The following is a 21,635-nucleotide window of genomic DNA, read 5'->3' on the forward strand; positions in this document are numbered from 1 at the left end:
CCAATTTGGCCCACCGCCTGCCCGGGTGCGCACAGGAGAAGCAGCGTTGAGAGGCTTGATTTTAGAGATCGATTGAATGCCGTGCGGCACCGGGATTGCCGTCGAGGTGCCGATCTTGCTGGTTCCTCATCCGGAAGCGAGTGACAATGCGCCTGATGATGTAGCGTCGTGCTCCATGCCTTCACCCAGATCAACAAGTTGAACGGGTCCACCCAGGTCTTCATCACGGACGGCTATTTGAAACTTCGCTTGCAGGAACTTTTCCTAACACATGAGTACCGCGAGAAGCTCAAAGTAGAGAGGGAGGAGCGAGCGGAGCTTGCGAGGGCGCAGAAGGAGGAACAAAAGCTCGTTCGCGACATGGAACGTGCCGAGGAAGAGGAGGCGCGTTATCAGCGCCTCCTGGACAAGGCGAGGGCGGAAGCCGAACGTGCAGTCGGACCGAGGCTCGAGGCCTTCAATGCGCAAATTGCGATGCTGGAGCGGGACCTCGAGGAAGCGCACGCGAAGTTCGAGCGTGCGCAAGCCATGGCCGAGAAGACCAAGTCCGGCTATGTATACATCATCTCGAATATCGGATCGTTCGGCGACGATGTCGTAAAGATTGGGCTCACGCGGCGGCTAGATCCGGCCGACCGTGTACGTGAGCTTGGTGACGCGAGCGTTCCATTCACATTCGATACTCACGCTATCATTTACAGTGATGACGCGCCGGCGTTGGAACGAGCCCTTCATAGGGAATTTGAGGGGGTTCGGATTAACGCGCAGAATTTCCGGAAAGAATTCTTCCGTGCGCGCATCGAAGACGTTGAGGCCGCGGTTACAAGACTTGCGCCAGGTGCTCCATTCTTCCGGGACGTAGAAGCCCAGGATTATCGTGAAACCCTCGCCAGACGGAACGCTGCATTGGCGGCACTCCATATGGAGAAAGACTATCAACTACCGGAGGCAATTTAGTTGCGACGAGCGGGATTCAGAAACGGGGCCGGATGGCCGCTTCTGGAGGCGAAACAAAGAAAGGAGACTTGCGTACGCGGATCATGTCCCAGGGAGTGGTGAAACAGGAAGGCGGCCCGAGAACGACGAAACGGAAAACTGCGTTTACGCTTTTCTCCTCCATCCTAAATGTCCTCGGGTAGATCGAGACTGCAGGCAGCCGCTCTCCCGACATCCAATCAGGCGAACATTGGCCCCGTCAAATGCGGCGCAAGGGTTCGCCCCTCAACACCGGTTTCGCTCATAGCATGCGATGCTACACTGGCGAGGTCGATCTTTTCAATGATTGCGTGGTCGCTGGGGAGGAGGGGCACCGTGCTCCGTTTGGGAGAGGGGCAGCGCTCCGTTTTCAAGCAATAGGCTTCTTGCCGCAGGATTGTTGTGCGGCGAAAGAAGGGGAGGCAACACTGTTGTCCCTTAGATCCCTCGATTTTGCCGACTCTGGCGCAATCACTAAGTGATTGAAAATATTGGCTCCCCGGGCCGGATTCGAACCAGCGACCAACCGGTTAACAGCCGGTTGCTCTACCACTGAGCTACCGGGGAACAGGTGCTCATTCATCAGCGAAGTGGCCTATAGCAAAAGGGTTGCGCATTTGCAAAGGGCCTGTTCGGTTTTTTTCATCTTTTTGGCACAGAGATGACAGCTATCTGTATTCCCGGGCGTCGCCCGCTCCTTTAAAAGGGGGGGGCGGACACCGCTATCGCTGCGAAACAAAGTTGTGTTGGAAAAATGGGCGTGGATGAAACAAACGAATCGGAATCTTCACCCCGAAGCAGGAGAAGCGTACGCGTTCTGAGATGGCGGATACCGATTCCCCAGTCGGTGCTGATGCGCCGGGTTCTTGGTGTCGTGCTCGTCATCTGCGGTTTTCTGGGCTTTCTGCCTGTACTCGGCTTCTGGATGGTGCCGCTGGGGCTGCTGGTGCTTTCGCATGATTCCGCGATGATCCGCCGATGGCGCCGCAAACTTGAAGTGCGTTGGGGGCGAAAGCGACAAAAGAAATGATTTCCAGCGATTTCGCCGCGAAACCGCCAGGGGAAGCTGCTTCGTCGATACAAGGCAGCCATGGCGATACGAAATGCTGGAGACAATTCCATTTCAACAGCCGGAACCGCTTGACGGGTGAAAAGCCATAACCTATTGAGCCCTCACAAACGCTTGTGCGAAGGCCTCGTGGCGGAGTGGTTACGCAGAGGACTGCAAATCCTTGCACCCCGGTTCGATTCCGGGCGAGGCCTCCAGCGCAACCGGTTCCCGCGGGTGTTCATATTATCCAGCGCGTCTTGATCCCGCGTATCGCGCGAAAAGAAAGCCTGGGACGATGACAGCCGATTTCCAAGATCTTCGTATCAAAATGGTCGACAACCAGATCCGCACCACGGATGTGACCAATGTCGCCGTCCTCGATGCCTTTTTGGCCGTTCCGCGCGAAGAGTTCGTTCCGGCCGCGTGGCGCGGGCTTGCCTATATCGACGAGGATATCCAGGTGAAGCCGGGCGAGGCCGGCGAGGCGGCGCGTTATCTGATGGAGCCTTCGCCTTTTGCCAAGCTCGTTCAACTCGCCGCCATCGAACCCGGCGATGTGGTTCTCGATATCGGCACGGCCACGGGATATTCAGCGGCGGTGCTGTCGCGGCTCGCAAGTTCCATCATTGCCGTCGAAGGTGATTCCGATCTGGCGGACCAGGCAACGGCGAAACTCTCGGAACTCGGCTATGACAATGTCGTGATGGTGACGGCGCCGATGATCGGAGGCTACCCTTCAGAGGCGCCTTATGATGTGATTATTCTCGAAGGTGCGGTCGACTTCGTTCCCGATGCGCTTTTCGACCAGTTGAAAGACGGCGGGCGTCTCGTTGCCGTCGAAGGCCTCGGAAATGCCGGGGTGGCCAAGCTTTATGTGAAGGATGACGGCATCGCTTCAGGGCGTCGGGCGTTCAATCTGGCGGTGAAGCCACTACCGGGTTTTGCACGCGCACCGCAGTTCCAATTCTGATTTTTCCGAAATGGTTACATATCTGCAACGCTTCTGACTTTGTTTGTGCTTGCAGCTATGGCACAGATAGAAAAGGTGAAATTTACCGGTTATTAATGCGGGCCCGAACCGACTGGTTCGGTCAAGAGATTCGACTGATCATATGAGGTTCACGGTGTTCAAAGTATGCAAGGGATGGTTGGCTGCGGCATTACTTTCGGGCACGGTTTTGACGGGTAATCCGGTCCTTGCCGAAACGCTCTCCGGCGCGCTGGCCAAGGCCTATCAGAACAATGCAACGCTCAATTCCTCGCGGTCCGGGGTCCGGGTCAGGGACGAGGATGTAGCCATCGCTAAATCCGGCTACCGCCCGACGATCAGTGGCACGGTGGATGTGGGTCGCAGCCGTTCGGGTCAGAGCAACCGCTATACGACGGCAGGCACTTACGGCATCACGCTCAACCAGACGCTTTTCGACGGATTTCAGACCAGGAACAATGTCGCGTCCGCTGAAGCCATGGTCTATGCCCAGCGCGAAAACCTTCGCAACGACGAAGTGAACACCCTGTTCCAGGCGGCTCAGGCCTACATGGATGTCTACCAGAACCGCCAGATCGTGGTTTTGCGCGAACGCAATCTCGCCGCCATGAACGAGCAGGTGCGCGCCGCGCGGGCCCGTCTTGACGTAGGCGAGGGAACGCGGACGGATGTGGCGCAGGCTGAGGCAACCCGATCTACTGCCATCGCGCAACTCAACCAGGCGCGCGCCAACGTTAAATCGGCCGAGGCGGTCTATCGCCAGGTGATCGGCACTTCGCCGGGCAGCCTGAGAACTGCCTCCGCTGCTTCGAAGGCGCTGCCGCGCTCGATCGATCAGGCTTATCAGATCGCGGCCGCCAGCCACCCTGCGATACTCGCCACGAAATATGCGGTCGATGCGGCCGGCTATACCGTCAAGGCGAGGGAAGGCGCGCTGCTGCCGACAGTCGGGCTCAGTGCCAGCGTCAGCCATACCGATACCTATGCCGGCCTGTCGCAGGGAGACGGCAATGCTGCCTCCGTCGGCTTGGGCGTTACGGTCCCGATCTACCAAGGCGGCCGGACGTCGGCGCAGGTGCGCCAATCCAAGGAACAGTTGGGGCAGGCGCGCATCGAGGTCGATGTGACACGAGATTCTGTTCGGGCTGCGATCGGTTCGGCATGGTCGCAACTCGAAGGCGCGCGCGCGTCGGTCCGCGCCAATCGCGACGGTATTCGGGCTGCGCAGCTCGCGCTCGAAGGCGTCATGGAGGAGCGCAAGGTCGGCCAGCGCACTACGCTCGACGTATTGAACGCGCAGAATGATCTGGTGGCCGTCCAGATCGCGCTCGTCCAGGCGGAGCACGATGTGGTGGTTGCAAGTTATGCGCTGTTGCAGGCGACTGGCCGTCTGACGGTGAGCCAGTTGGGCCTGCGGGTCGCCGAGCACAGGCCGGAAGAGCATTATGAGGCCGTAAAGGACAAGTGGATCGGCCTGCGGACCCCCGACGGCCGCTGAGGCTCTGTTCAGCTCCATTAGAATCAAAAACGGCACCGCGAGGTGCCGTTTTCTTTTATGACGATCCGCGTCATGCCCGGAATTGACGCGCGAAGTTCAATTGGCTTTGCAATTATTTGAATCTGCAGACGTTTCTGCGGCGGATATGCGATTTCCGGCTGACGATTTGATAATCCTGTGGGTTGGCTCCCCCATCGCTCCGGCAGGGATTCTCAAATGGCGTTTCGTCCGATACCCTGTGCATAGGGATTCGCCGTACGAGGCGGCGAAGAAGACAATCGGCACAGGAATATGGCACAGACATCAAGCGCGGCGCGTGAACCCTCCATGGAAGAAATTCTTGCTTCCATTCGTCGGATCATCGAAGACAGTGATGTGGTGCGGCAGAGCGTGCCGCCCCGACCGGAGCGCGTCAATGTCGCATCCGGTGTGGCGGCTGGCGTGACGCCCTTGCCCGTCCAGGGACGTAGCGAAATTGCTGAGTTTCGCCGTGAACCGGAACCCGTGTTGAAGCCTATACAGCCCTCGTCGAATCGCGACGAGGCTGAAGATGCGGATGATGAGCGGCGGACACAGCATGCGGAAGAGGCGATGCATGCGCTTGCGGCGCGCATCGGCTTGCGCGGTTCCCTCGATGTCGGCGCTGAGACGGCGCATTCGCCGCGCGTAGATGATGAAGTCACCGCTCGGGCAGGTGACAGCGGCTCCGCGCCGGCTGGCGTTCAGCCGCGTTTCGACGCAGGTCTTGCACATGTCGATGCGGCCGATGATGCCGATGACGATTATGAGCCCATCCTCGATGCCAGCAACGACGATCGGCAGTCTGCCGCAGCCCGGATGACGGGGCTCGCCCAGGCGGCAGAAGACGACGCACATGGAGATGAGCCTGCGGCGATGGAGCCGACCGACAAATCCTCAGACACAGTTGAACTGCCCAGGGCTTCAGTGGCGGCTGACGGACGTGCCGAGGCTGCACGCGAGGAACTGATGTCCAATATTGCGGCTGCTGCGAACCCGATCATTTCACAGGCGACAGGCCGCCAGGTGGCCGCGGCCTTCGAGGATCTCTCGACTGTATTGCGCGCCGAGCAGCGTCGTTCGTTTGATGAGATGGCGGAGGAAATGCTGCGCCCGATGCTGCAGGACTGGCTGGACAACAATCTTCCAGGCCTTGTCGAGCGTCTGGTGCGCGAGGAAATTGAACGTGTCGTGCGCGCAGGCCGCGCCTGATATTTCCACAGTACGGCCGGAATTGCCAAATCCCGCTTCTCCGGAGGCGGGATTTCGTTCTTTCGCGGTATTTTCCCTTTCAAAATCCCTTTAAAAGTGATTTGAACCGGCATCCGCTTTAATCAGCTTTGTTTCCGCACAGAGACGGACATTTTCATGCTTGAGAAGACATATGACGCCGCGGCCACCGAGCCGAAGATCGCCGAACTCTGGGAAAAGGCAGGCGCCTTCAAGGCCGGAGCCGGAGCGAAGCCGGGCGCCGATCCATTCTCAATCGTCATTCCGCCGCCGAACGTCACCGGCTCGCTGCATATGGGCCATGCTCTCAACAACACGATCCAGGATATTCTCATCCGTTTTGAGCGCATGCGCGGAAAGAATGTCCTCTGGCAGCCGGGCATGGATCATGCCGGTATTGCCACGCAAATGGTTGTCGAGCGACAGCTCATGGAGCGGCAGGAGCCGAACCGGCACGCCATGGGGCGCGAGAAGTTCATTGAACGCATCTGGCAGTGGAAGGCCGAATCCGGCGGCATGATCGCCAATCAATTGCGGCGCCTCGGCGCGTCATGCGACTGGTCGCGCGAACGCTTCACGATGGATGAGGGACTGTCCAAGGCAGTTCTTGAGGTCTTCGTCACGCTGTACAAGCAAGGCCTCATCTACAAGGACAAGCGCCTTGTGAACTGGGATCCCAAGCTTCTGACCGCCATCTCCGATGTCGAGGTGGAATCGCGCGAGGTCAAAGGGCATCTCTGGCATTTCCGTTATCCCTTGGAAAACGTGCCCTTCGATCCGGAAAACCCGCATACCTTTATCGTCGTCGCCACGACACGGCCGGAAACCATGCTTGGCGATACGGGCGTGGCGGTCAATCCCGGCGATGCGCGTTATCATGCGCTGGTGGGCAACAATGTCGTGCTGCCGCTGGTCGGACGTCACATCCCGATCGTTGCCGATGATTATGCCGATCCGGAATCAGGGTCCGGCGCGGTCAAGATCACGCCTGCCCATGATTTTAACGATTTCGAGGTTGGCCGGCGAAACGACCTTCGCCAGATCAATATCCTGACTGTCAATGCGGCGATAATCCTCAGGGAGAACAATGACTTCCTGGAAGGTCTGGAGAAATCGAGCGGTCTCGATCAGTTGATCCGTGATCTCGATGGCCTCGATCGCTTCGCCGCGCGCAAGCGTATCGTCGAGATGATGGAGGAGGGCGGCTACCTCGAGAGAATAGAGGATCATACCCATGCGGTGCCGCATGGCGATCGCGGCGGGGTGCCGATCGAGCCGTTCCTGACCGAGCAATGGTATGTCAACGCCGCCGAACTCGCAAAGCCGGCGATCGCCAGCGTGCGCGAGGGGCGGACGCAGATCGTTCCCGCCAATTGGGAAAAGACCTATTTCCAGTGGATGGAAAACATCCAGCCCTGGTGTATCTCGCGCCAGCTCTGGTGGGGCCACCAGATCCCGGCCTGGTATGGACCGGACGGCACGATTTTTGTTGAAAAGAGTGAGCAGGAAGCGCTTGCCGCCGCCGCAGCGCATTATGGTGCGCCGACGGAACTGCAGCGTGACCCTGACGTACTGGATACCTGGTTTTCCTCGGCGCTGTGGCCGTTCTCGACGCTCGGTTGGCCGGACAAGACACCGGAGCTGGCGACCTATTACCAGACCGATGTTCTCGTCACCGGTTTCGACCTGATCTTCTTCTGGGTCGCCCGCATGATGATGATGGGTCTGCACTTCATGGATGAGGAGCCATTCCACACCGTCTATATGCACGCGTTGGTGCGCGACAAGAACGGCGCCAAGATGTCGAAGTCGAAGGGCAATGTTATCGACCCCCTGGAACTGATCGACGAATATGGCGCCGATGCGCTGCGCTTCACGCTCGCCATCATGGCGGCGCAGGGGCGCGACGTGAAGCTCGACCCGGCGCGTATCTCCGGCTATCGCAATTTCGGGACCAAGCTCTGGAACGCCACCCGCTTTGCCGAGATGAACGGAGTCGCGCGCGACGAAGCCTTCGATCCCGGCGCGACGAAGCTTGCCGTCAATCGCTGGATTCTGACGGAACTGACGCAGGCGACACGCGCCGTTACAGACGGGATCACCACCTACCGCTTCAACGAAGCGGCGGGCGCGGCCTATAAATTCGTCTGGAACCAGTTCTGCGACTGGTATCTGGAACTGCTCAAGCCGATCTTCATGGGCGAGGACGAAGCTGCCAAGAAGGAGGCGCAGGCCTGTGCCGCCTATTGTCTCGACCAGATCTATAAGCTGCTTCATCCGTTTATGCCGTTCATGACGGAAGAATTGTGGGCGCATACCGCCGGTGAAGGGCAGGTGCGCGCGACTTTGCTCGCCCATGCGGAATGGCCGGTCCTCGATTTCGAGGACGGCGCTGCCGCTGCCGACATCAACTGGCTGATCGAACTCGTCACCGGCATCCGTTCGGTGCGCGCGGAGATGAACGTACCGCCTTCTGCTCTCGCTCCCCTCATCGTCCTGGGTGCGAATGGCATGACCAGCGACAGGATCGAACGTCACGATGCGGCGATCAAGCGCCTCGCGCGCGTCGAATCGATCGCGCTGGCCTCGGAGGCGCCGAAAGCATCGGCACAGATCGTTGTCGGCGAGGCAACCGCATGCCTCCCGCTCGGCAGCCTGATCGATCTCAAGGCTGAAGCAGCGCGGCTCTCCAAGGAAGCAGGCAAGATCACGATTGAGATCGAGCGCATCGAAAAGAAGCTCTCCAACGAGAAGTTTGTCGCCAATGCGCGTGAAGATATCGTGGAGGCAGAGCGGGAAAAGCTCAACGAATTCCGCGAGGCGGCGGAAAAGATTTCCGTCGCGCTGACGCGCATCGAAAGCGCGGAATAGCTGATCTATCCAGCTACTCGATTCGACCTACAGCTGCCGGCCCGACCTTTGTGTCGGGCCGCATGCGTTTGGGTAGCGGCAGCCTCTTCCGCCCAGCTTTAAACATTTTTTTGCCATTGTTGCGCCTTGGCAACAGCAGCTCCAGATTGGTCTAAAATCATCGATATTGGTGGTTTCCTTGTTCGCTTTGCATGAGAATCTTCTTATAAATTATCGCTCTAGGTGAAAAACGCGCGATTTTCGGGGATGTGCTTTTTCGCTGATCGAGAGGGGTTTCAATCGCTACTTGCCGGGCAACACTTTCATGTTACGTTTTCGTCAAAATTCAAATCAATCGTTGATCCGGGGAGGACAAATGAACAGGGGAACAACCACAATAATCGGAGCGGCTCTCATTGCAGCCGGAACCGTTGCCAGCGCACAGGCGGGGGGCCTGGAACGCACCTCACAGGATTTCGATATTCTGTTTGAACCGGGTACGCGCATCGAAAGCGGCGTCACCTATGTCAAGCCTGGGCGGAAGCTGAAGAACATTCGCGGATCAGCGGTAGGGGCCGCGACTGGTGGTATCAATCCGACAACCGGCCGTCCCTATGAGACGAGCACCAGTGAAACCCGGGGCTATGCGGTGCCGAAATTCTCGGCCAAGGTCGATCTTACCGACGACCTTGCCTGCGCCGCGCAATATCGCGAGCCGGTCGGCATCCATACCGATGTCGGCACGAACACGGTGGAGATGTACACCGCCATCGAGCAGAAAATCACATCGCGTGATTACGGGCTCAACTGCTCCTACCGCTTCGCGGCTGGCGAGAAGGGCTTTGTGCGTATCCTGGGCGGCGTTTCCTATCAGGAAGTCGAGGGCTATCAGTCCCGCTACCTGCCCGCCGGCTTTCCCACTCCTTTTGGCGCAACGCTGCCGTTCCGGACCGGCTATCTCAATGTAGAAGACAAGGGCTGGGGTTGGCGTCTCGGCGCGGCCTATGAGATTCCTGAATATGCCTTGCGCGCCTCGCTGGTCTATCAGTCGAAGGTGAAATACAATCTGGCAGGGACGATCACCGGCCTGTTTCCCATCACCATTCCCGTTGAGGGCGAGGCAGAAGTCCCGGACTCGGTCGAGTTCAAGTTCCAGACCGGCATCGCGCCGAACTGGCTCGCATTCGGTTCGGTCAAATGGACCAACTGGTCGAATCAGGATGCGGTTAATTTCCTGAATACCAGTGCAAGTCTTCCTGGGCCATTTGGCGCAATTCCAGTAGGCGCCCGGATTACCGGTCTTGATCTGTACTACCGGGATGGCTGGACCGTTACCGGCGGTGTCGGGCATAAGCTCAACGATCAATGGTCGGTGGCGTCAAGCCTCACCTGGGATCGCGGCACGTCGACGGGCCTGCAGTCCCAGACGGATACCTGGACGCTCGGCCTCGGTACAACCTATTCCCCGAACGACCGGATCGAGATTCGCCTCGCCGGTGTTGTGGGCCTGCTGACGTCGGGAACAAAAGATAATACCACTATCGATGGCAGACCCAATCCCACCGGCTCTATCGCCGATTTCGGCAACGATTTCGTTGGTGCTCTCTCGGTTTCGGCAAAGCTGAAGTTCTAGAGACGGATTTCCGAGTATGAATCTGGAAAAGCCCGGCTTTTTGCCGGGCTTTTTTAGGGAAGTTCAATATTGGGGTATGATCTCCAAATTGCTCGCAAATCGCTTTATGAGCAAATCTACCTCCAATTTTGTGTCGATTCAGCAACAGTTCCTTCGCCATGAATTGCAGTTGAAGATGGGTGGACGGTTTTGCCCATTTCCCGCCACAAACCCGGAGCACCCGAAAGGAACGGGGGCTACGACCGAGTGCAGGACAAAAGTCCAGCCGGTAGTCGTGCTGCAATGTCGGGGTGAGTTGGAATGGATACGATTGTTATTCCGAAGGAGAATTTGCTGTTTTCGTCCCATCGCGCGTGGATGGGGCGGTCGTCTGCGGGTGTCGGAACCGCCGGGGACGAAATGGCGCCGTGCCGCAGCCGTACTCTTGCCGAAAACATCGGTCATCTTTTCCAGTCGGACAATTCAGCACTGTGGCTGACAAGACAGACGGGAACTGGCTCCTCCGAAGTGTTGTCCGCTAGCGTCGAAAGAAAAGCGTTGTAATGCGAGTCGTTAAACACCTCACATATCCGATATTCGGTCCGATAGTCGGTTTGGCTGTGTCGCTCGCCGTTATGTGCGGACATGCTCACGCCTTCGACGTGGCCGACGACACCGAAAAGAGCCGCAGCCCCTTCGAACTCTTCAAGTTCGGCTTTTCCGCTTATAAGAGTGGTCATAAGGACGAAGCGCTCAAGGTATTGCGCTATGCCGCGGAAAAAGGACATCAGGGCGCCAAATGGAAGCTTGCCCGCATGTATGCGGAGGGCGACGGCGTCAAGGAAAACGATTTCGAAGCCTATCAGATGTTCGAGAAGATCGTACGCGATGGGGCCGAGCCCGGCTCGCCGAACGAAAGCTACGTTGCCGACGCGCTCGTCGCATTGGCCGGATATGTGAGACGCGGCATTCCTGGATCCCCTGTGGAGGCTAATCCGAACATTGCTCGCGATCTCTATGTCCAGGCCGCCTCGAATTTCGGCGATCCGGCAGCGCAGTTCGAACTTGGCAAGATGCTGCTGAAAGGCGAGGGCGGTGCGCCCAATCCCGTGCAGGCCGCTCGCTGGTTCCGGCTCGCCGCCCAGAAGGGCAATGCAAGCGCGCAGGCCATGCTTGGCAACATGCTGTTCCAGGCAGGCAAGACCGTACGCGGCCTGGCCATGCTCACCGCGGCTTTCGAGCGCTGTCCATCGAACGATTGCGAGTGGATCCGCGACATGCAGGAGCGGGCTTTCTCTGTTGCCGGCGAAGCCGATCGCCGGACAGCCATTTCACTCGCGGGCGATATAGTCCGGACAGGTGATTTTTAGCGTATTCCTGATTTTAAGAATTGTTCGGCCACGAGGTATTCTGCATCTTTGCGGAAGCGTAGAGGGCGAGGAATGGATTCAAGTGCTTGTCACTGGAATCCATTCCTCAACGCTGCCTCAACTGTTACGGAACGTCCTAAAGCGCCAGCTCGATCGTAACCGGCACGTGATCCGAGGGCTTTTCCCAAGCACGCACATGCTTCTCGATATTGGCGGAAACGAGGTGGCTGGCGGCTTCCGGCGATAGCATCAGATGATCGATGCGGATCCCGTTGTTCTTCTGCCAGGCGCCGGCCTGGTAATCCCAGAACGAGTAGACTCCCGGCGCATCGGTGACGGAGCGGATCGCGTCGCTGAACCCCAGGTTTTCAAGCCGGCGGAATGCCTGACGGGTGGCGGGTAGGAAAAGCGCGTCATTGAGCCATTGCTCGGGATGCTTGGCATCCTCCGGCTGTGAAATGACATTGTAGTCGCCGGCAAGCACCAGCGGCTCCTCCAGTGCTAGGCGCTGTTCTGCCCAGCGCTCCAGCCTTTCCATCCAGGCGAGCTTGTAGAGATACTTCTCCGTGTTCACCGGATTGCCGTTCGGCAGATAAAGCGAGACGACGCGGATGACGCCGGACGCTCGCGAGAATACGGCTTCGATGAAGCGGGCTTGCTCGTCCGTATCTTCGCCGGGCAAACCACGCGAGACTTCGTCAGGCGTATTCTTGGAAAGGATGGCGACGCCGTTGAAACCTTTCTGGCCATGTGTCTCCACATGATAGCCCAGCGCCTCGATCTCCAGCCGCGGGAATTGCTCGTCCACGGATTTGATTTCCTGGAGGCAGACTACATCCGGGTCCGATTCCTTCAGCCAATGCAGAAGGTTATCGATCCGGGCCTTGATGCCGTTGATGTTCCAGGTAGCGATTTTCATCGTCTAGGCATAGGCCGACAAGCCGTGGAGGGCAAGAGCGCGATGGCGATGTCCCCGGCCTTGATATCAAATGGCGAAGCTGGTGCCGCAGCCGCAGGAGGCGACGGCATGGGGATTTCTGATCTGGAAGGACTGCCCCATCAGATCATCGACAAAATCGATTTCCGAACCATCCATGTAGGGAAGCGAAATCGTATCGATGAGAACGCGCGCGCCATGCTTTTCGATGACGATATCATCCTCGGTCTGCGTATCGACCAGATCGTATTTATAGGAAAAACCAGAGCAACCGCCACCCTCGACGGAAACGCGAAGCGCGGTCTTGCCGGGTTCGGACTGGAGAATCGCAGCGATGCGCTTTGCAGCGGCATCGGATACGGAAATGCTCGTCGTTTCGCTCATGATCGCATCCATGGTCAATTCTCTCCGGGAAGAATTCACTCCCGACTATGAATTAGCTCCATGCATAGCTATGAATTGGCGGCCCCGAAGTCAATGCTGCCGACAGTTGGCCGCCGGCGCGTGTAATCATATTACGGTGATGATGCAATGAGTTTGCAAGGTATCGGTTTCGGCTACCGGGAGAGGGCTGTCTATGCGTGCGATCCCTCGAAAAGTCGTGGACGCCTCTTTCCGGAAAGCGAAAGCCCGACGCGCACGCCGTTCCAGCGTGACCGCGATCGCATCATCCATTCCACGGCCTTTCGCCGCCTGAAGCACAAGACGCAGGTCTTCATCGCCCATGAGGGCGACCACTACAGAACCCGCCTGACGCATACGATCGAGGTGGCGCAGATCGCCCGTGCGCTGGCGCGTGCTTTGCGGCTTGACGAGGATCTGGCGGAGGCCATCGCGTTGGTGCATGACTTCGGGCATACGCCTTTCGGTCACACGGGCGAAGATGCGCTCAACGAAAAGATGAGCGATTTTGGCGGGTTCGACCACAATGCTCAGTCCCTGCGGATCGTTACCAGGCTTGAGCGGCGCTATGCCGATTTCGATGGCCTCAACCTGACCTGGGAAACGCTGGAAGGGCTGGTCAAGCATAACGGACCCTTGCTCGGCCCCTTGGCAGGCGACGAGAGCGTGCCGCAGCCGATCCTCGACTATAGCAGGCAGCATGACCTTGAGCTCTCGAGCTTCCCCAGCCTGGAGGCGCAATGCGCGGCAATTGCCGACGACATCGCCTATAATGCGCATGATATCGATGACGGGCTGCGTTCGGGCCTGTTGACCCTTGAGATTCTGGATGAGGTGCCTTTGACGCGGCAATTGCTGGATCAGGTGCGTGGCCGATATCCCTCGCTCGACGCGGTGCGGACAGGGCATGAATTGGTCCGGCGGCAGATCACCATCATGGTCGAAGACGTTATAGGGCAGTCGCAGAACAATCTCGCCGCTCTCAATCCCCCTTCGGCCGAGGCGGTGCGAGAGGCGCATTCGGCCGTGGTGGCGTTTTCCGCCGAGATGCGCGAGGCGGAAAAGACGCTCAAGCGCTTTCTCTATAAAAACCTCTATTTTCATGAGAGCGTGGTTTCCGTCAGGCAGGCTGCCGACAGGATCGTGCGCGATCTCTTTGAGGTCTATATGCATGATCCGAGTACACTGCCCGAAGAGTGGCGCGCCGGGCTCGAAACATGCGCGTTGCCTGTGCAGGCGCGCCGCATAGCCGACTTTCTCGCAGGGATGACCGACAACTATGCGATACGCGAGCACAGGCGCCTGTTTGACCATACACCCGAATTGGCTTAATCCGTGCCCAACATCAATCCGGGACAGACCATGAATATCTTCGCAGATTTCGACCAGCGGATCAAAAAAACGCTGCAGGGAATTGATTTAACACCAAAAGATGGCGTTGCGCTGGATTTGTCCCGCGTTGGCGTAGAACCGCCGCGCGATCCATCCCATGGCGATATCGCAACCAATGCGGCGATGGTTCTTTCGAAGGCGGTTGGAGAGGCGCCGCGTGATCTCGCGCAGCGCATCGCCGCGGCGCTGGAGAGGGACGTGGATGTGGCGTCGGTCAATGTCGCCGGCCCCGGTTTCATCAACCTGCAGCTGAAGGATAGCTACTGGCATCGGCAACTGGCTTCCATGGTCGAGGCAGGAACCGATTACGGCCGCTCGACGGTTGGCGGCGGGCGCAAGGTCAATGTCGAATATGTCTCCGCCAATCCAACGGGCCCGATGCATGTCGGTCATTGCCGCGGTGCGGTCGTGGGCGACGCGCTGGCCAATCTACTGCAATTTGCGGGATATGACGTCACCAAGGAATATTACATCAACGACGCCGGCGCGCAGATCGATGTTCTCGCGCGCTCGGTGATGCTGCGCTATCGCGAGGCGCTTGGCGACGAGATCGGCGAGATACCCTCAGGGCTCTATCCCGGCGATTATCTTGTTCCGGTCGGTAAGGCGCTTGCCGCGCAATATGGTCGCGAATTGCTGCAGATGCCGGACGAGGAGGCGCTTGCCATCGTCAAGGATCGCACGATCGACGCCATGATGGAGATGATCCGGGCCGATCTCGCCTCGTTGAACGTGCGCCATGACGTGTTTTTCTCCGAACGCTCGCTGCACGCCGACAATGCGCGGGCGATTCGCTCGGCGATCAACGATCTGACGCTGAAGGGGCATGTCTATAAGGGCAAGCTCCCGCCGCCGAAGGGGCAGTTGCCCGATGATTGGGAAGATCGCGAGCAGACCCTGTTCCGCTCGACCGATGTCGGCGACGACATGGACCGCCCGCTGATGAAGTCGGACGGCGCGTTCACCTATTTCGCGGCTGACGTCGCCTATTTCAAGAACAAGTACGATCGCGGCTTCGAGGAGATGATCTATGTGCTCGGCGCCGATCATGGCGGCTACGTCAAGCGGCTGGAAGCCCTGGCGCGGGCCGTTTCCGGAGGCAAGGCGGAGCTGACGGCCATACTTTGCCAGTTGGTTCGTTTGTTCCGGGCGGGCGAGCCGGTACGCATGTCGAAACGATCTGGCGATTTCGTGACGCTGCGCGAGGTGGTCGATGAGGTCGGGCGCGATCCCGTGCGCTTCATGATGCTTTACCGCAAGAATGACGCGCCGCTCGATTTCGATTTCGCCAAGGTCACGGAGCACTCCAAGGACAATCCGGTATTCTACGTGCAATATGCCTCGGCGCGCTGCCATTCGGTATTCCGGCAGGCGAAGGATCAGGCAGGGTTCGAGAAACTCGACCGGCAAACCCTGGGGCGGCACCTGGAAAAGCTTACTGACGAGAGCGAAATCGCGCTTGTCCGCAAGCTTGCGGAATATCCGCGACTGATCGAAAGCGCGGCGCTTCACCAGGAGCCGCACAGGCTTGCTTTCTACCTCTATGACCTCGCCAGCGCCTTCCATGCGCAGTGGAACAAAGGGACCGAAAATCCGGACTTACGTTTTATTAAGGTTAACGATCCAGACTTGTCTCTTGCCAGGCTAGGGCTGGTTCAGGTCGTTTCTGATGTCCTGGCGTCCGGATTATCGATTATAGGAGCGGACGCCCCGACGGAAATGCGCTAAAGCGCAGGAAATAACTGTCAACTTTTGCCCACATTGCACTGGTAATCGGCAATGATGGGTGACGTCGGCTGGCGCCCCGAGTATGAGTGCAGGAACACGCCATGACGGACAGCAATGTGAAATACCGTGATTATGCGGGTCGTTCCTCGCAAGAGGACGATCCGCTGATGGAGCTGTCACGGATCATCGGCTTCGATGAGCCGGTTAAGGACGCTGCTTCCAAGGAAGAGGCGGACGATTTTTCGTTCGATCTCGAACAGGAACTGATCGGCGGCCTGGAAGCGGAGCTTGGTTCCGAAGTGCGGGTCGAACCTCAGACTTATCGGCCTGCGCCGGCAACGCATCTCAACTGGTCCGTGCCACGCCAACTGGCGGGAGCGGAGGCATTTCCCTCGCCGTCCCAACCCGTTGCTTCGTCTCCCGATGTCCGGTCTGATGCCCAATCTGACGATGGCGATTTCGATTTTTCCGCTTCTCTGGAGAGCGAACTGGGCCTGTCGCTGAACGAGGCCAATGTGGAGCCATCGGGGGATTTCTCCCTGGATGACGCGTTCGAGCCGGCAGCAGAGGACGAATCTCAGGGCTATCCATTGAAATTTGCGCCGGCGCTCGATCCGGAGGACTACCCGGGCGACCATTCCGCCGCGCAGCAGGATGACGGTTACGATCCCGCCATTTACGAACCTGCTTATGAGCAGCCTGCGTATGAACCGGTAGACGAAGAAGCCGCGTCCCCCGCAAATTACGTTTCCGCTCCCAGTCTTGAAGAAGAGCTGGAAATGCTGCTCGTCAGCGACCACGAGGTTTCCGAGCCCGTTCAGGCGTTCGCCCCGCAATATTCTGCGGCGCAGGCAGAGCCTGTCGCGACCCGCTATCCCTTTTATCCCTCGCAAACCCATGCCGAACCGGCTTTGTTCCCAGACGAGCAAAGCTTCGAGCCTGTGTTGCAGGCTGCCGCTGACGCTGAGCCGACTTATTCCGAAGAGGCTCGTGGCTACGAATCGTCGCCAGCCGAAGTGGCGCCCAATAGCTGGGATGGCGAAGAGCCGCAGTTGGACGAGGATTTCTTCGGGGGCGAAGATGATGGCCAGTATGCGGAGGCGGAGGCCGACGATTCGCTCATGTCCCAGCCATCGGCACCCCCGATCTATCCCGCCTATGGGGCTCAATCCGGCTACAGGGGGGGAACTGCGGGTTCCGCGCCCGACGTGGAGACCATCACGGTATCCGAGTCCAAGGTCGATCAGACGGATATGCTCGATCTGCCAGACGTGGAATATGCGGGGGAGCCTGCGGCAAACGACGGCTTGAGCGCCCTGGAGAGCGAATTTGCGGAAGTCTTCACCTCGATCGAGGTGGAGGAACTCGCACCGCAGCAGGAGCCCCAGACGTCCGCAGACCACGTATTCGACGATATCGTCAGAGATACCTACGGTACCTATGGCACGGAGCCATCGCAGGTGGCCCGCGCAGGCTATGCCGCTGCGGCGGTCGGCAGCTATATGGCCGCAAATGCATCGCAAGCCGGATCCGACGCGGCTTACCCGGCGAGCCAAGCAGGCGCGCGCGCGGCCCCGTCGGGTACTCCGAACGACTATTACAATCACTGGGCGAGCGCGGGCGAAAGCCGCGAGGATTTCGATTATGATTCACAATCGACGGATGATCTCGATATCCCGGCTCAAGCCTATGAACGTCAGCCGGCCCACGGACGGCGCAATCTGGTCCTGGCATCGGTGGCCGGCGCAGCATTGTTGATTGGCGGCATTGGCTATTACGGGCTTGGATCAGACGGCGGCGTTGCGACGCCCGTGATCATCCAGGCCGACAATCAGCCGATCAAGGTCCAGCCGCAGAACCCCGGCGGCAACGTGGTGCCAAACCAGGACAAGGCGGTTTATGATCGCGTCGCGGGAACCGCGCCTCAAGCCCCTGAGCAGAAGACCCTGGTCAGCGATGATGAGAAGCCCGTCGATATCGCGATGGCCGAGGACGATGACGGCAGCATGGACGATACGGCAGTCAATGATCGTGTCGAACCCACCACGCTCGACAGTATCGTCGCCAATGGCGCGCAGGCAAATGTGCTCGCTCCGCGCAGGGTCCAGACGATGATTGTCAGGCCGGACGGGACGATCGTTGCGCAGGAGGCCGCGCCGGCGGCGCCGGCAAGCGCTCATGTCGCAACGCCTGAGCCGCGCCCGGATGAAACGGAAACAGCCGCGCTGGATAACGCCCCTGCGCTTCCCGCACTGGGCGGCGCTGCCGACGCAGCAGAACCGACGCAGACATCAGCCCTTCCCACGCGGGAGACCCCTGAGCCAGCGGCGAATGCGCCGGCGCGGGTGGTGAAGACGCAGACTTTCACCCCGGACAATACTGCCAAGCCGAAGAATGTGCCGGTGGTGCCTTCCCGTCCTGCCGAGCAGCCGGTGACGATCGTCAGCAGCACAACGCGTGCGCCTGCTGAGAACACGCAGGTCGCCTCCGCGGCAAATACCGCGGCAGCGGCAGCGGCAAGCGCCGGAGGCTATGCGATCCAGATCGCATCGCAGCCTTCGGCGGAAGCAGCCCAGCAGAGCTATGCCAACCTGGCCCGGCGCTACGCCAATGTCATTGGTGGGCACGGGGTCGATATCCGCCGCGCAGATATCGCAGGGAAGGGCACTTACTACCGGGTGCGCATCAATGCCGGATCGAAGAGCGACGCCGTTAATCTGTGCACGAAGTACAAATCCGCCGGCGGCAGCTGCTTCGTGACGCAGTGAGGCCGGTTTTTCTCCGAGACATCAAGGGCGGCGTAACAGCCGCCCTTTGCCATTTGGTTCTGCCATGGCGAGCCGCCGATATGACGAAAGCCATGCTATCCCCCGTTTTTCCGAATAGAGTTTGATCATGAGCGAATCGAAGGCACTGATTGCGGGCGTATCCGGAACCCATTTGACAGCGGACGAGATCGCGATCATTCGCGACGAACAGCCCTGGGGCTTTATCCTGTTTGCCCGCAATATTGCCGAAGCGGCGCAAGTCTCCGACCTGACGGCGCATCTGCGCGATCTGACGGGGCGGACGCGAACCCTGGTCTTCATCGATCAGGAGGGCGGGCGCGTTCAGCGGCTTCGTCCGCCGCTCGCGCCGAACTATCCGCCGGCATCGGCGCTCGGCGCGCTCTATCGCAACGACGAGGAGGCCGGTTTGCGCGCGGCCTGGCTGATGTCACGGCTGCATGCATTCGATCTTTTCAAGCTCGGCATCAACGCCGATTGCCTTCCGGTTCTCGATGTTCCGGTGGAGGGCGCGCATGACGTGATCGGCACGCGGGCCTATGCCAGCGACCCGCAAATCGTGGCAGCCATGGGACGCGCTGCCGCCGAAGGCCTGCTTTCGGGCGGCGTTCTTCCAGTCATGAAACATATTCCCGGTCATGGCCGCGCCTTCGCCGATACCCACAAGGAACTGGCGAGAGTCGATGCGCCGCTTTCCGAACTCGAAGCGCGCGATTTCCTGCCGTTCAAGGCTCTGGCGAATTTGCCTGCGGCGATGACGGCGCATGTCGTCTTCACCTCTATCGATCCTGCCCGACCGGCTACACTGTCGCCAACCGTGGTGGAGACGATCATCCGTGGTTTCATCGGTTTCGACGGGCTTTTGATGAGCGACGATATCTCCATGAAAGCACTTTCTGGGGATTTCGGGGATTTGACCGACGCAATCTTTGCCGCGGGCTGCGATGTCGTGCTTCACTGCAATGGCCTCATGGAGGAACTGTCGAAAGTCGCGGCACGCGCGCCCATCCTCGTCGGAAAGGCGCGCGAACGGACCGATTTGGCGGAAGTCTTTGCCGGTGAGCCGGATCTGTCCGATGAGGCCGAGTTGCGTAAGGAATTCCAACGCATGTTCGAGGCTGTAGCGTAAATATTTCAGGGGATTAGCGGGATTGGCTGCGACGGGCGCGAAAACCACAGGCAAGGACGATGCGGCGGCGCCGATGGAGGCGTTGTGGCAGACGGATGCCGATCGCGGCGCAAGCGAACCGGCACTCGTCATCGACGTGCAGGGCTTTGAAGGCCCGCTCGACCTGCTGCTTCATCTGGCGCGTAACCAGCGTGTCGACATGGCGCGTATTTCGGTGCTGGCGCTTGCCGAACAATATCTGCTGTTCGTCGAGCAGGCACGGGTCCTGCGGCTGGAACTGGCCGCCGATTACCTCGTCATGGCGGCTTGGCTGGCCTATCTCAAATCGAAGCTGTTGATACCGAAATCGCCCGGCGATGACGGGGAAACCGGCGAGGAACTGGCAGCCGTTCTGCAATTCCGGCTGAAGCGCCTCGAGGCGATGCGCGATGCGGCCGTCAAGCTCATCAACCGCAACCGGCTGGGACGCGACGTATTCGCCCGTGGAATGCCCGAAATGGTGGTGGTCGAGAGGAAGAATCAGTTTTCCGCTTCGCTTTACGATCTTCTGACCGCATATGCGACGCAGCGCCAGCGGCAGGCCGTCTCGCATGTGGAGATCGCGCAGCGGTCCGTCTGGTCGTTGAAGGAAGCCCGCACGATCCTGACGAGGCTTTTGGGCGAGATGAGCGACTGGACGGCGCTCGACCAGTTCCTGATCGAATTCATCCCGTCGCCGCGCGACCGAGCCACCGCGCTTGCGAGTTCCTTTGCCGCAAGTCTTGAGCTTGTCAGGGAAGGAAAAATGGAGATCCGCCAGGAATCGCCCTTCAAGCCGCTATACGTGCGCACCAGGCCGGGCCGCTCATCGGTCGATGACACGAGGGTTGAGGAGACAGGCGATGTCTGAAGCAGGCAAAGCTCAGATCGTGTCGTTTCCAGCCGATGCGGAAGGCTCCGCAGCACGGCTGGCGATGGCGGAAGCCGTGCGTATGGCCGAGGCGTTGATCTTTGCTTCGGCGGAACCGGTGTCTGAACGGGCTCTGGCCGAACGCCTGCCGTCGAATGTCGATGTTCCCGCTGTGCTGAAGATGCTGCAGGCGGACTACCACAGGCGCGGCGTCAATCTCGTGCGCTCGGGCGACGCCTGGGCATTCAGGACCGCACCGGACCTGACGTTCCTGATGAGCCGCGAGGCGGTCCAGCAGAGGAAGCTGTCGCGGGCGGCACTTGAGGTTCTCGCCATCGTCGCCTATCACCAGCCGGTCACCCGCGCGGAGCTGGAAGATATTCGCGGCGTCGAGACCTCGAGAGGCACGCTGGACGTGCTGATGGAAACAGGGTGGATTAAAATGCGCGGTCGCCGCCGCGTGCCCGGACGCCCTGTCACCTACGGCACGACGGAAAGCTTTCTCGACCATTTTGGCCTGCCTGACATCCGCGATCTGCCTGGGATGGAGGAATTGCGCGGGGCCGGGCTCCTGTCGGCGCGCATGCCGGCGCATTTTTCCATTCCTGTGCCGAGGGTCGATCCCGACGAACTGGCGGACGACGAGGATCCGCTCACGGATATCGATCTGGAAGAGCTGGGACTGCTGACGCCGAAGGTGGAGCAGGACTAGGAGGGCTGCCTTTTGCTTGGGCAATGGGGGCAATCTGCGGTCAATCCGTACAATCTTCCGAAAAAGTT

Annotated in this window: 17 protein-coding genes and 2 tRNA genes; 16 read left to right on the forward strand and 3 right to left on the reverse strand. The window is 59.3% G+C overall.

Features of this window, described 5'->3' with window-relative positions:
* Positions 1–168 precede the first annotated feature (168 nt).
* Positions 169–957 carry a GIY-YIG nuclease family protein gene (locus DUT91_RS07900; protein WP_245419631.1) on the forward strand — a complete coding sequence of 263 codons (789 nt, stop codon included), beginning with the start codon at positions 169–171 and terminating at the stop codon, positions 955–957.
* 510 nt (positions 958–1,467) lie between these two features.
* Here the strand turns inward: DUT91_RS07900 and DUT91_RS07910 are convergent.
* A tRNA-Asn gene (locus tag DUT91_RS07910) sits at positions 1,468–1,542 on the reverse strand.
* Between the two features lie 187 nt (positions 1,543–1,729).
* Here DUT91_RS07910 and DUT91_RS07915 point away from each other — a divergent pair.
* From DUT91_RS07915 to DUT91_RS07950, 9 genes are all read left to right on the forward strand, one after another.
* Positions 1,730–2,005 (forward strand): hypothetical protein, encoded by a 276-nt coding sequence (locus tag DUT91_RS07915; protein WP_114439847.1) that lies wholly within the window; start codon positions 1,730–1,732, stop codon positions 2,003–2,005.
* A 162-nt stretch (positions 2,006–2,167) separates the two neighbouring features.
* Positions 2,168–2,241: transfer RNA gene (locus DUT91_RS07920), tRNA-Cys, on the forward strand.
* 80 nt (positions 2,242–2,321) lie between these two features.
* The gene (locus DUT91_RS07925) at positions 2,322–2,996 is read left to right on the forward strand and encodes a protein-L-isoaspartate O-methyltransferase family protein (RefSeq protein ID WP_114439848.1); all 675 of its coding nucleotides are present in this window, start codon (positions 2,322–2,324) and stop codon (positions 2,994–2,996) included.
* A 142-nt stretch (positions 2,997–3,138) separates the two neighbouring features.
* Positions 3,139–4,512, forward strand: a complete 1,374-nt coding sequence (locus DUT91_RS07930; protein ID WP_114439849.1) for a TolC family outer membrane protein — start codon at positions 3,139–3,141, stop codon at positions 4,510–4,512.
* 291 nt (positions 4,513–4,803) lie between these two features.
* A complete protein-coding gene (locus DUT91_RS27270) occupies positions 4,804–5,742 on the forward strand; it encodes a PopZ family protein (RefSeq protein WP_114439850.1) in 939 nt (312 codons plus the stop codon).
* 156 nt (positions 5,743–5,898) lie between these two features.
* Complete coding sequence (locus DUT91_RS07940; RefSeq protein ID WP_114439851.1) at positions 5,899–8,631, forward strand: valine--tRNA ligase; 2,733 nt, start codon at positions 5,899–5,901, stop codon at positions 8,629–8,631.
* Between the two features lie 355 nt (positions 8,632–8,986).
* Positions 8,987–10,243 (forward strand): OmpP1/FadL family transporter, encoded by a 1,257-nt coding sequence (locus DUT91_RS07945; RefSeq protein ID WP_114439852.1) that lies wholly within the window; start codon positions 8,987–8,989, stop codon positions 10,241–10,243.
* 16 nt (positions 10,244–10,259) lie between these two features.
* Positions 10,260–10,721, forward strand: a complete 462-nt coding sequence (locus DUT91_RS25765) for a hypothetical protein (protein WP_160113634.1) — start codon at positions 10,260–10,262, stop codon at positions 10,719–10,721.
* 136 nt (positions 10,722–10,857) lie between these two features.
* Positions 10,858–11,592 carry a tetratricopeptide repeat protein gene (locus tag DUT91_RS07950; protein WP_425373771.1) on the forward strand — a complete coding sequence of 245 codons (735 nt, stop codon included), beginning with the start codon at positions 10,858–10,860 and terminating at the stop codon, positions 11,590–11,592.
* Between the two features lie 136 nt (positions 11,593–11,728).
* Here DUT91_RS07950 and xth read toward each other — a convergent pair whose 3' ends face one another.
* Together xth and erpA are read right to left on the reverse strand one after the other, a co-directional pair.
* Complete coding sequence (xth, locus tag DUT91_RS07955) at positions 11,729–12,511, reverse strand: exodeoxyribonuclease III (RefSeq protein ID WP_114439854.1); 783 nt, start codon at positions 12,509–12,511, stop codon at positions 11,729–11,731.
* Between the two features lie 66 nt (positions 12,512–12,577).
* Positions 12,578–12,913: an iron-sulfur cluster insertion protein ErpA gene (gene erpA, locus DUT91_RS07960; protein WP_114440161.1), complete on the reverse strand. Its 336-nt coding sequence runs from the start codon at positions 12,911–12,913 to the stop codon at positions 12,578–12,580.
* Positions 12,914–13,060: 147 nt separating this feature from the next.
* Here erpA and DUT91_RS07965 point away from each other — a divergent pair, with 147 nt between their 5' ends.
* The 6 genes from DUT91_RS07965 to scpB all read left to right on the forward strand — a co-directional run bounded on the left by DUT91_RS07965 (position 13,061) and on the right by scpB (position 21,567).
* A complete protein-coding gene (locus tag DUT91_RS07965; RefSeq protein ID WP_114439855.1) occupies positions 13,061–14,263 on the forward strand; it encodes a deoxyguanosinetriphosphate triphosphohydrolase in 1,203 nt (400 codons plus the stop codon).
* Positions 14,264–14,293: 30 nt separating this feature from the next.
* On the forward strand, positions 14,294–16,051 hold the full coding sequence (argS, locus tag DUT91_RS07970; protein WP_114440162.1) for an arginine--tRNA ligase: 1,758 nt from the start codon (positions 14,294–14,296) through the stop codon (positions 16,049–16,051).
* Between the two features lie 101 nt (positions 16,052–16,152).
* A complete protein-coding gene (locus DUT91_RS07975; RefSeq protein WP_114439856.1) occupies positions 16,153–18,819 on the forward strand; it encodes an SPOR domain-containing protein in 2,667 nt (888 codons plus the stop codon).
* Between the two features lie 127 nt (positions 18,820–18,946).
* A complete protein-coding gene (nagZ, locus tag DUT91_RS07980; protein WP_114440163.1) occupies positions 18,947–19,966 on the forward strand; it encodes a beta-N-acetylhexosaminidase in 1,020 nt (339 codons plus the stop codon).
* Positions 19,967–19,988: 22 nt separating this feature from the next.
* Positions 19,989–20,855 (forward strand): segregation and condensation protein A, encoded by an 867-nt coding sequence (locus DUT91_RS07985; protein WP_425373761.1) that lies wholly within the window; start codon positions 19,989–19,991, stop codon positions 20,853–20,855.
* On the forward strand, positions 20,848–21,567 hold the full coding sequence (gene scpB / locus DUT91_RS07990; protein WP_114439857.1) for an SMC-Scp complex subunit ScpB: 720 nt from the start codon (positions 20,848–20,850) through the stop codon (positions 21,565–21,567). The genes DUT91_RS07985 and scpB overlap by 8 nt, the downstream gene beginning before the upstream one ends.
* Positions 21,568–21,635 lie beyond the last annotated feature (68 nt).

This window comes from Paramesorhizobium salinisoli (genome assembly GCF_003335045.1).
In the GTDB taxonomy this organism is placed as follows: domain Bacteria; phylum Pseudomonadota; class Alphaproteobacteria; order Rhizobiales; family Rhizobiaceae; genus Paramesorhizobium; species Paramesorhizobium salinisoli.

Excerpts from the sequence above, each read along its gene's own strand:
- DUT91_RS07915 (WP_114439847.1), top strand. The coding sequence starts at position 1,730 with ATGGGCGTGGATGAAACAAACGAATCGGAATCTTCACCCCGAAGCAGG.
- DUT91_RS07925 (WP_114439848.1), top strand. The coding sequence starts at position 2,322 with ATGACAGCCGATTTCCAAGATCTTCGTATCAAAATGGTCGACAACCAG.
- DUT91_RS07930 (WP_114439849.1), top strand. The coding sequence starts at position 3,139 with ATGAGGTTCACGGTGTTCAAAGTATGCAAGGGATGGTTGGCTGCGGCA.
- DUT91_RS27270 (WP_114439850.1), top strand. The coding sequence starts at position 4,804 with ATGGCACAGACATCAAGCGCGGCGCGTGAACCCTCCATGGAAGAAATT.
- DUT91_RS07940 (WP_114439851.1), top strand. The coding sequence starts at position 5,899 with ATGCTTGAGAAGACATATGACGCCGCGGCCACCGAGCCGAAGATCGCC.
- DUT91_RS07945 (WP_114439852.1), top strand. The coding sequence starts at position 8,987 with ATGAACAGGGGAACAACCACAATAATCGGAGCGGCTCTCATTGCAGCC.
- DUT91_RS25765 (WP_160113634.1), top strand. The coding sequence starts at position 10,260 with ATGAATCTGGAAAAGCCCGGCTTTTTGCCGGGCTTTTTTAGGGAAGTT.
- DUT91_RS07950 (WP_425373771.1), top strand. The coding sequence starts at position 10,858 with ATGTGCGGACATGCTCACGCCTTCGACGTGGCCGACGACACCGAAAAG.
- xth (WP_114439854.1), bottom strand. The coding sequence starts at position 12,511 with ATGAAAATCGCTACCTGGAACATCAACGGCATCAAGGCCCGGATCGAT.
- erpA (WP_114440161.1), bottom strand. The coding sequence starts at position 12,913 with ATGAGCGAAACGACGAGCATTTCCGTATCCGATGCCGCTGCAAAGCGC.
- DUT91_RS07965 (WP_114439855.1), top strand. The coding sequence starts at position 13,061 with ATGAGTTTGCAAGGTATCGGTTTCGGCTACCGGGAGAGGGCTGTCTAT.
- argS (WP_114440162.1), top strand. The coding sequence starts at position 14,294 with ATGAATATCTTCGCAGATTTCGACCAGCGGATCAAAAAAACGCTGCAG.
- DUT91_RS07975 (WP_114439856.1), top strand. The coding sequence starts at position 16,153 with ATGACGGACAGCAATGTGAAATACCGTGATTATGCGGGTCGTTCCTCG.
- nagZ (WP_114440163.1), top strand. The coding sequence starts at position 18,947 with ATGAGCGAATCGAAGGCACTGATTGCGGGCGTATCCGGAACCCATTTG.
- scpB (WP_114439857.1), top strand. The coding sequence starts at position 20,848 with ATGTCTGAAGCAGGCAAAGCTCAGATCGTGTCGTTTCCAGCCGATGCG.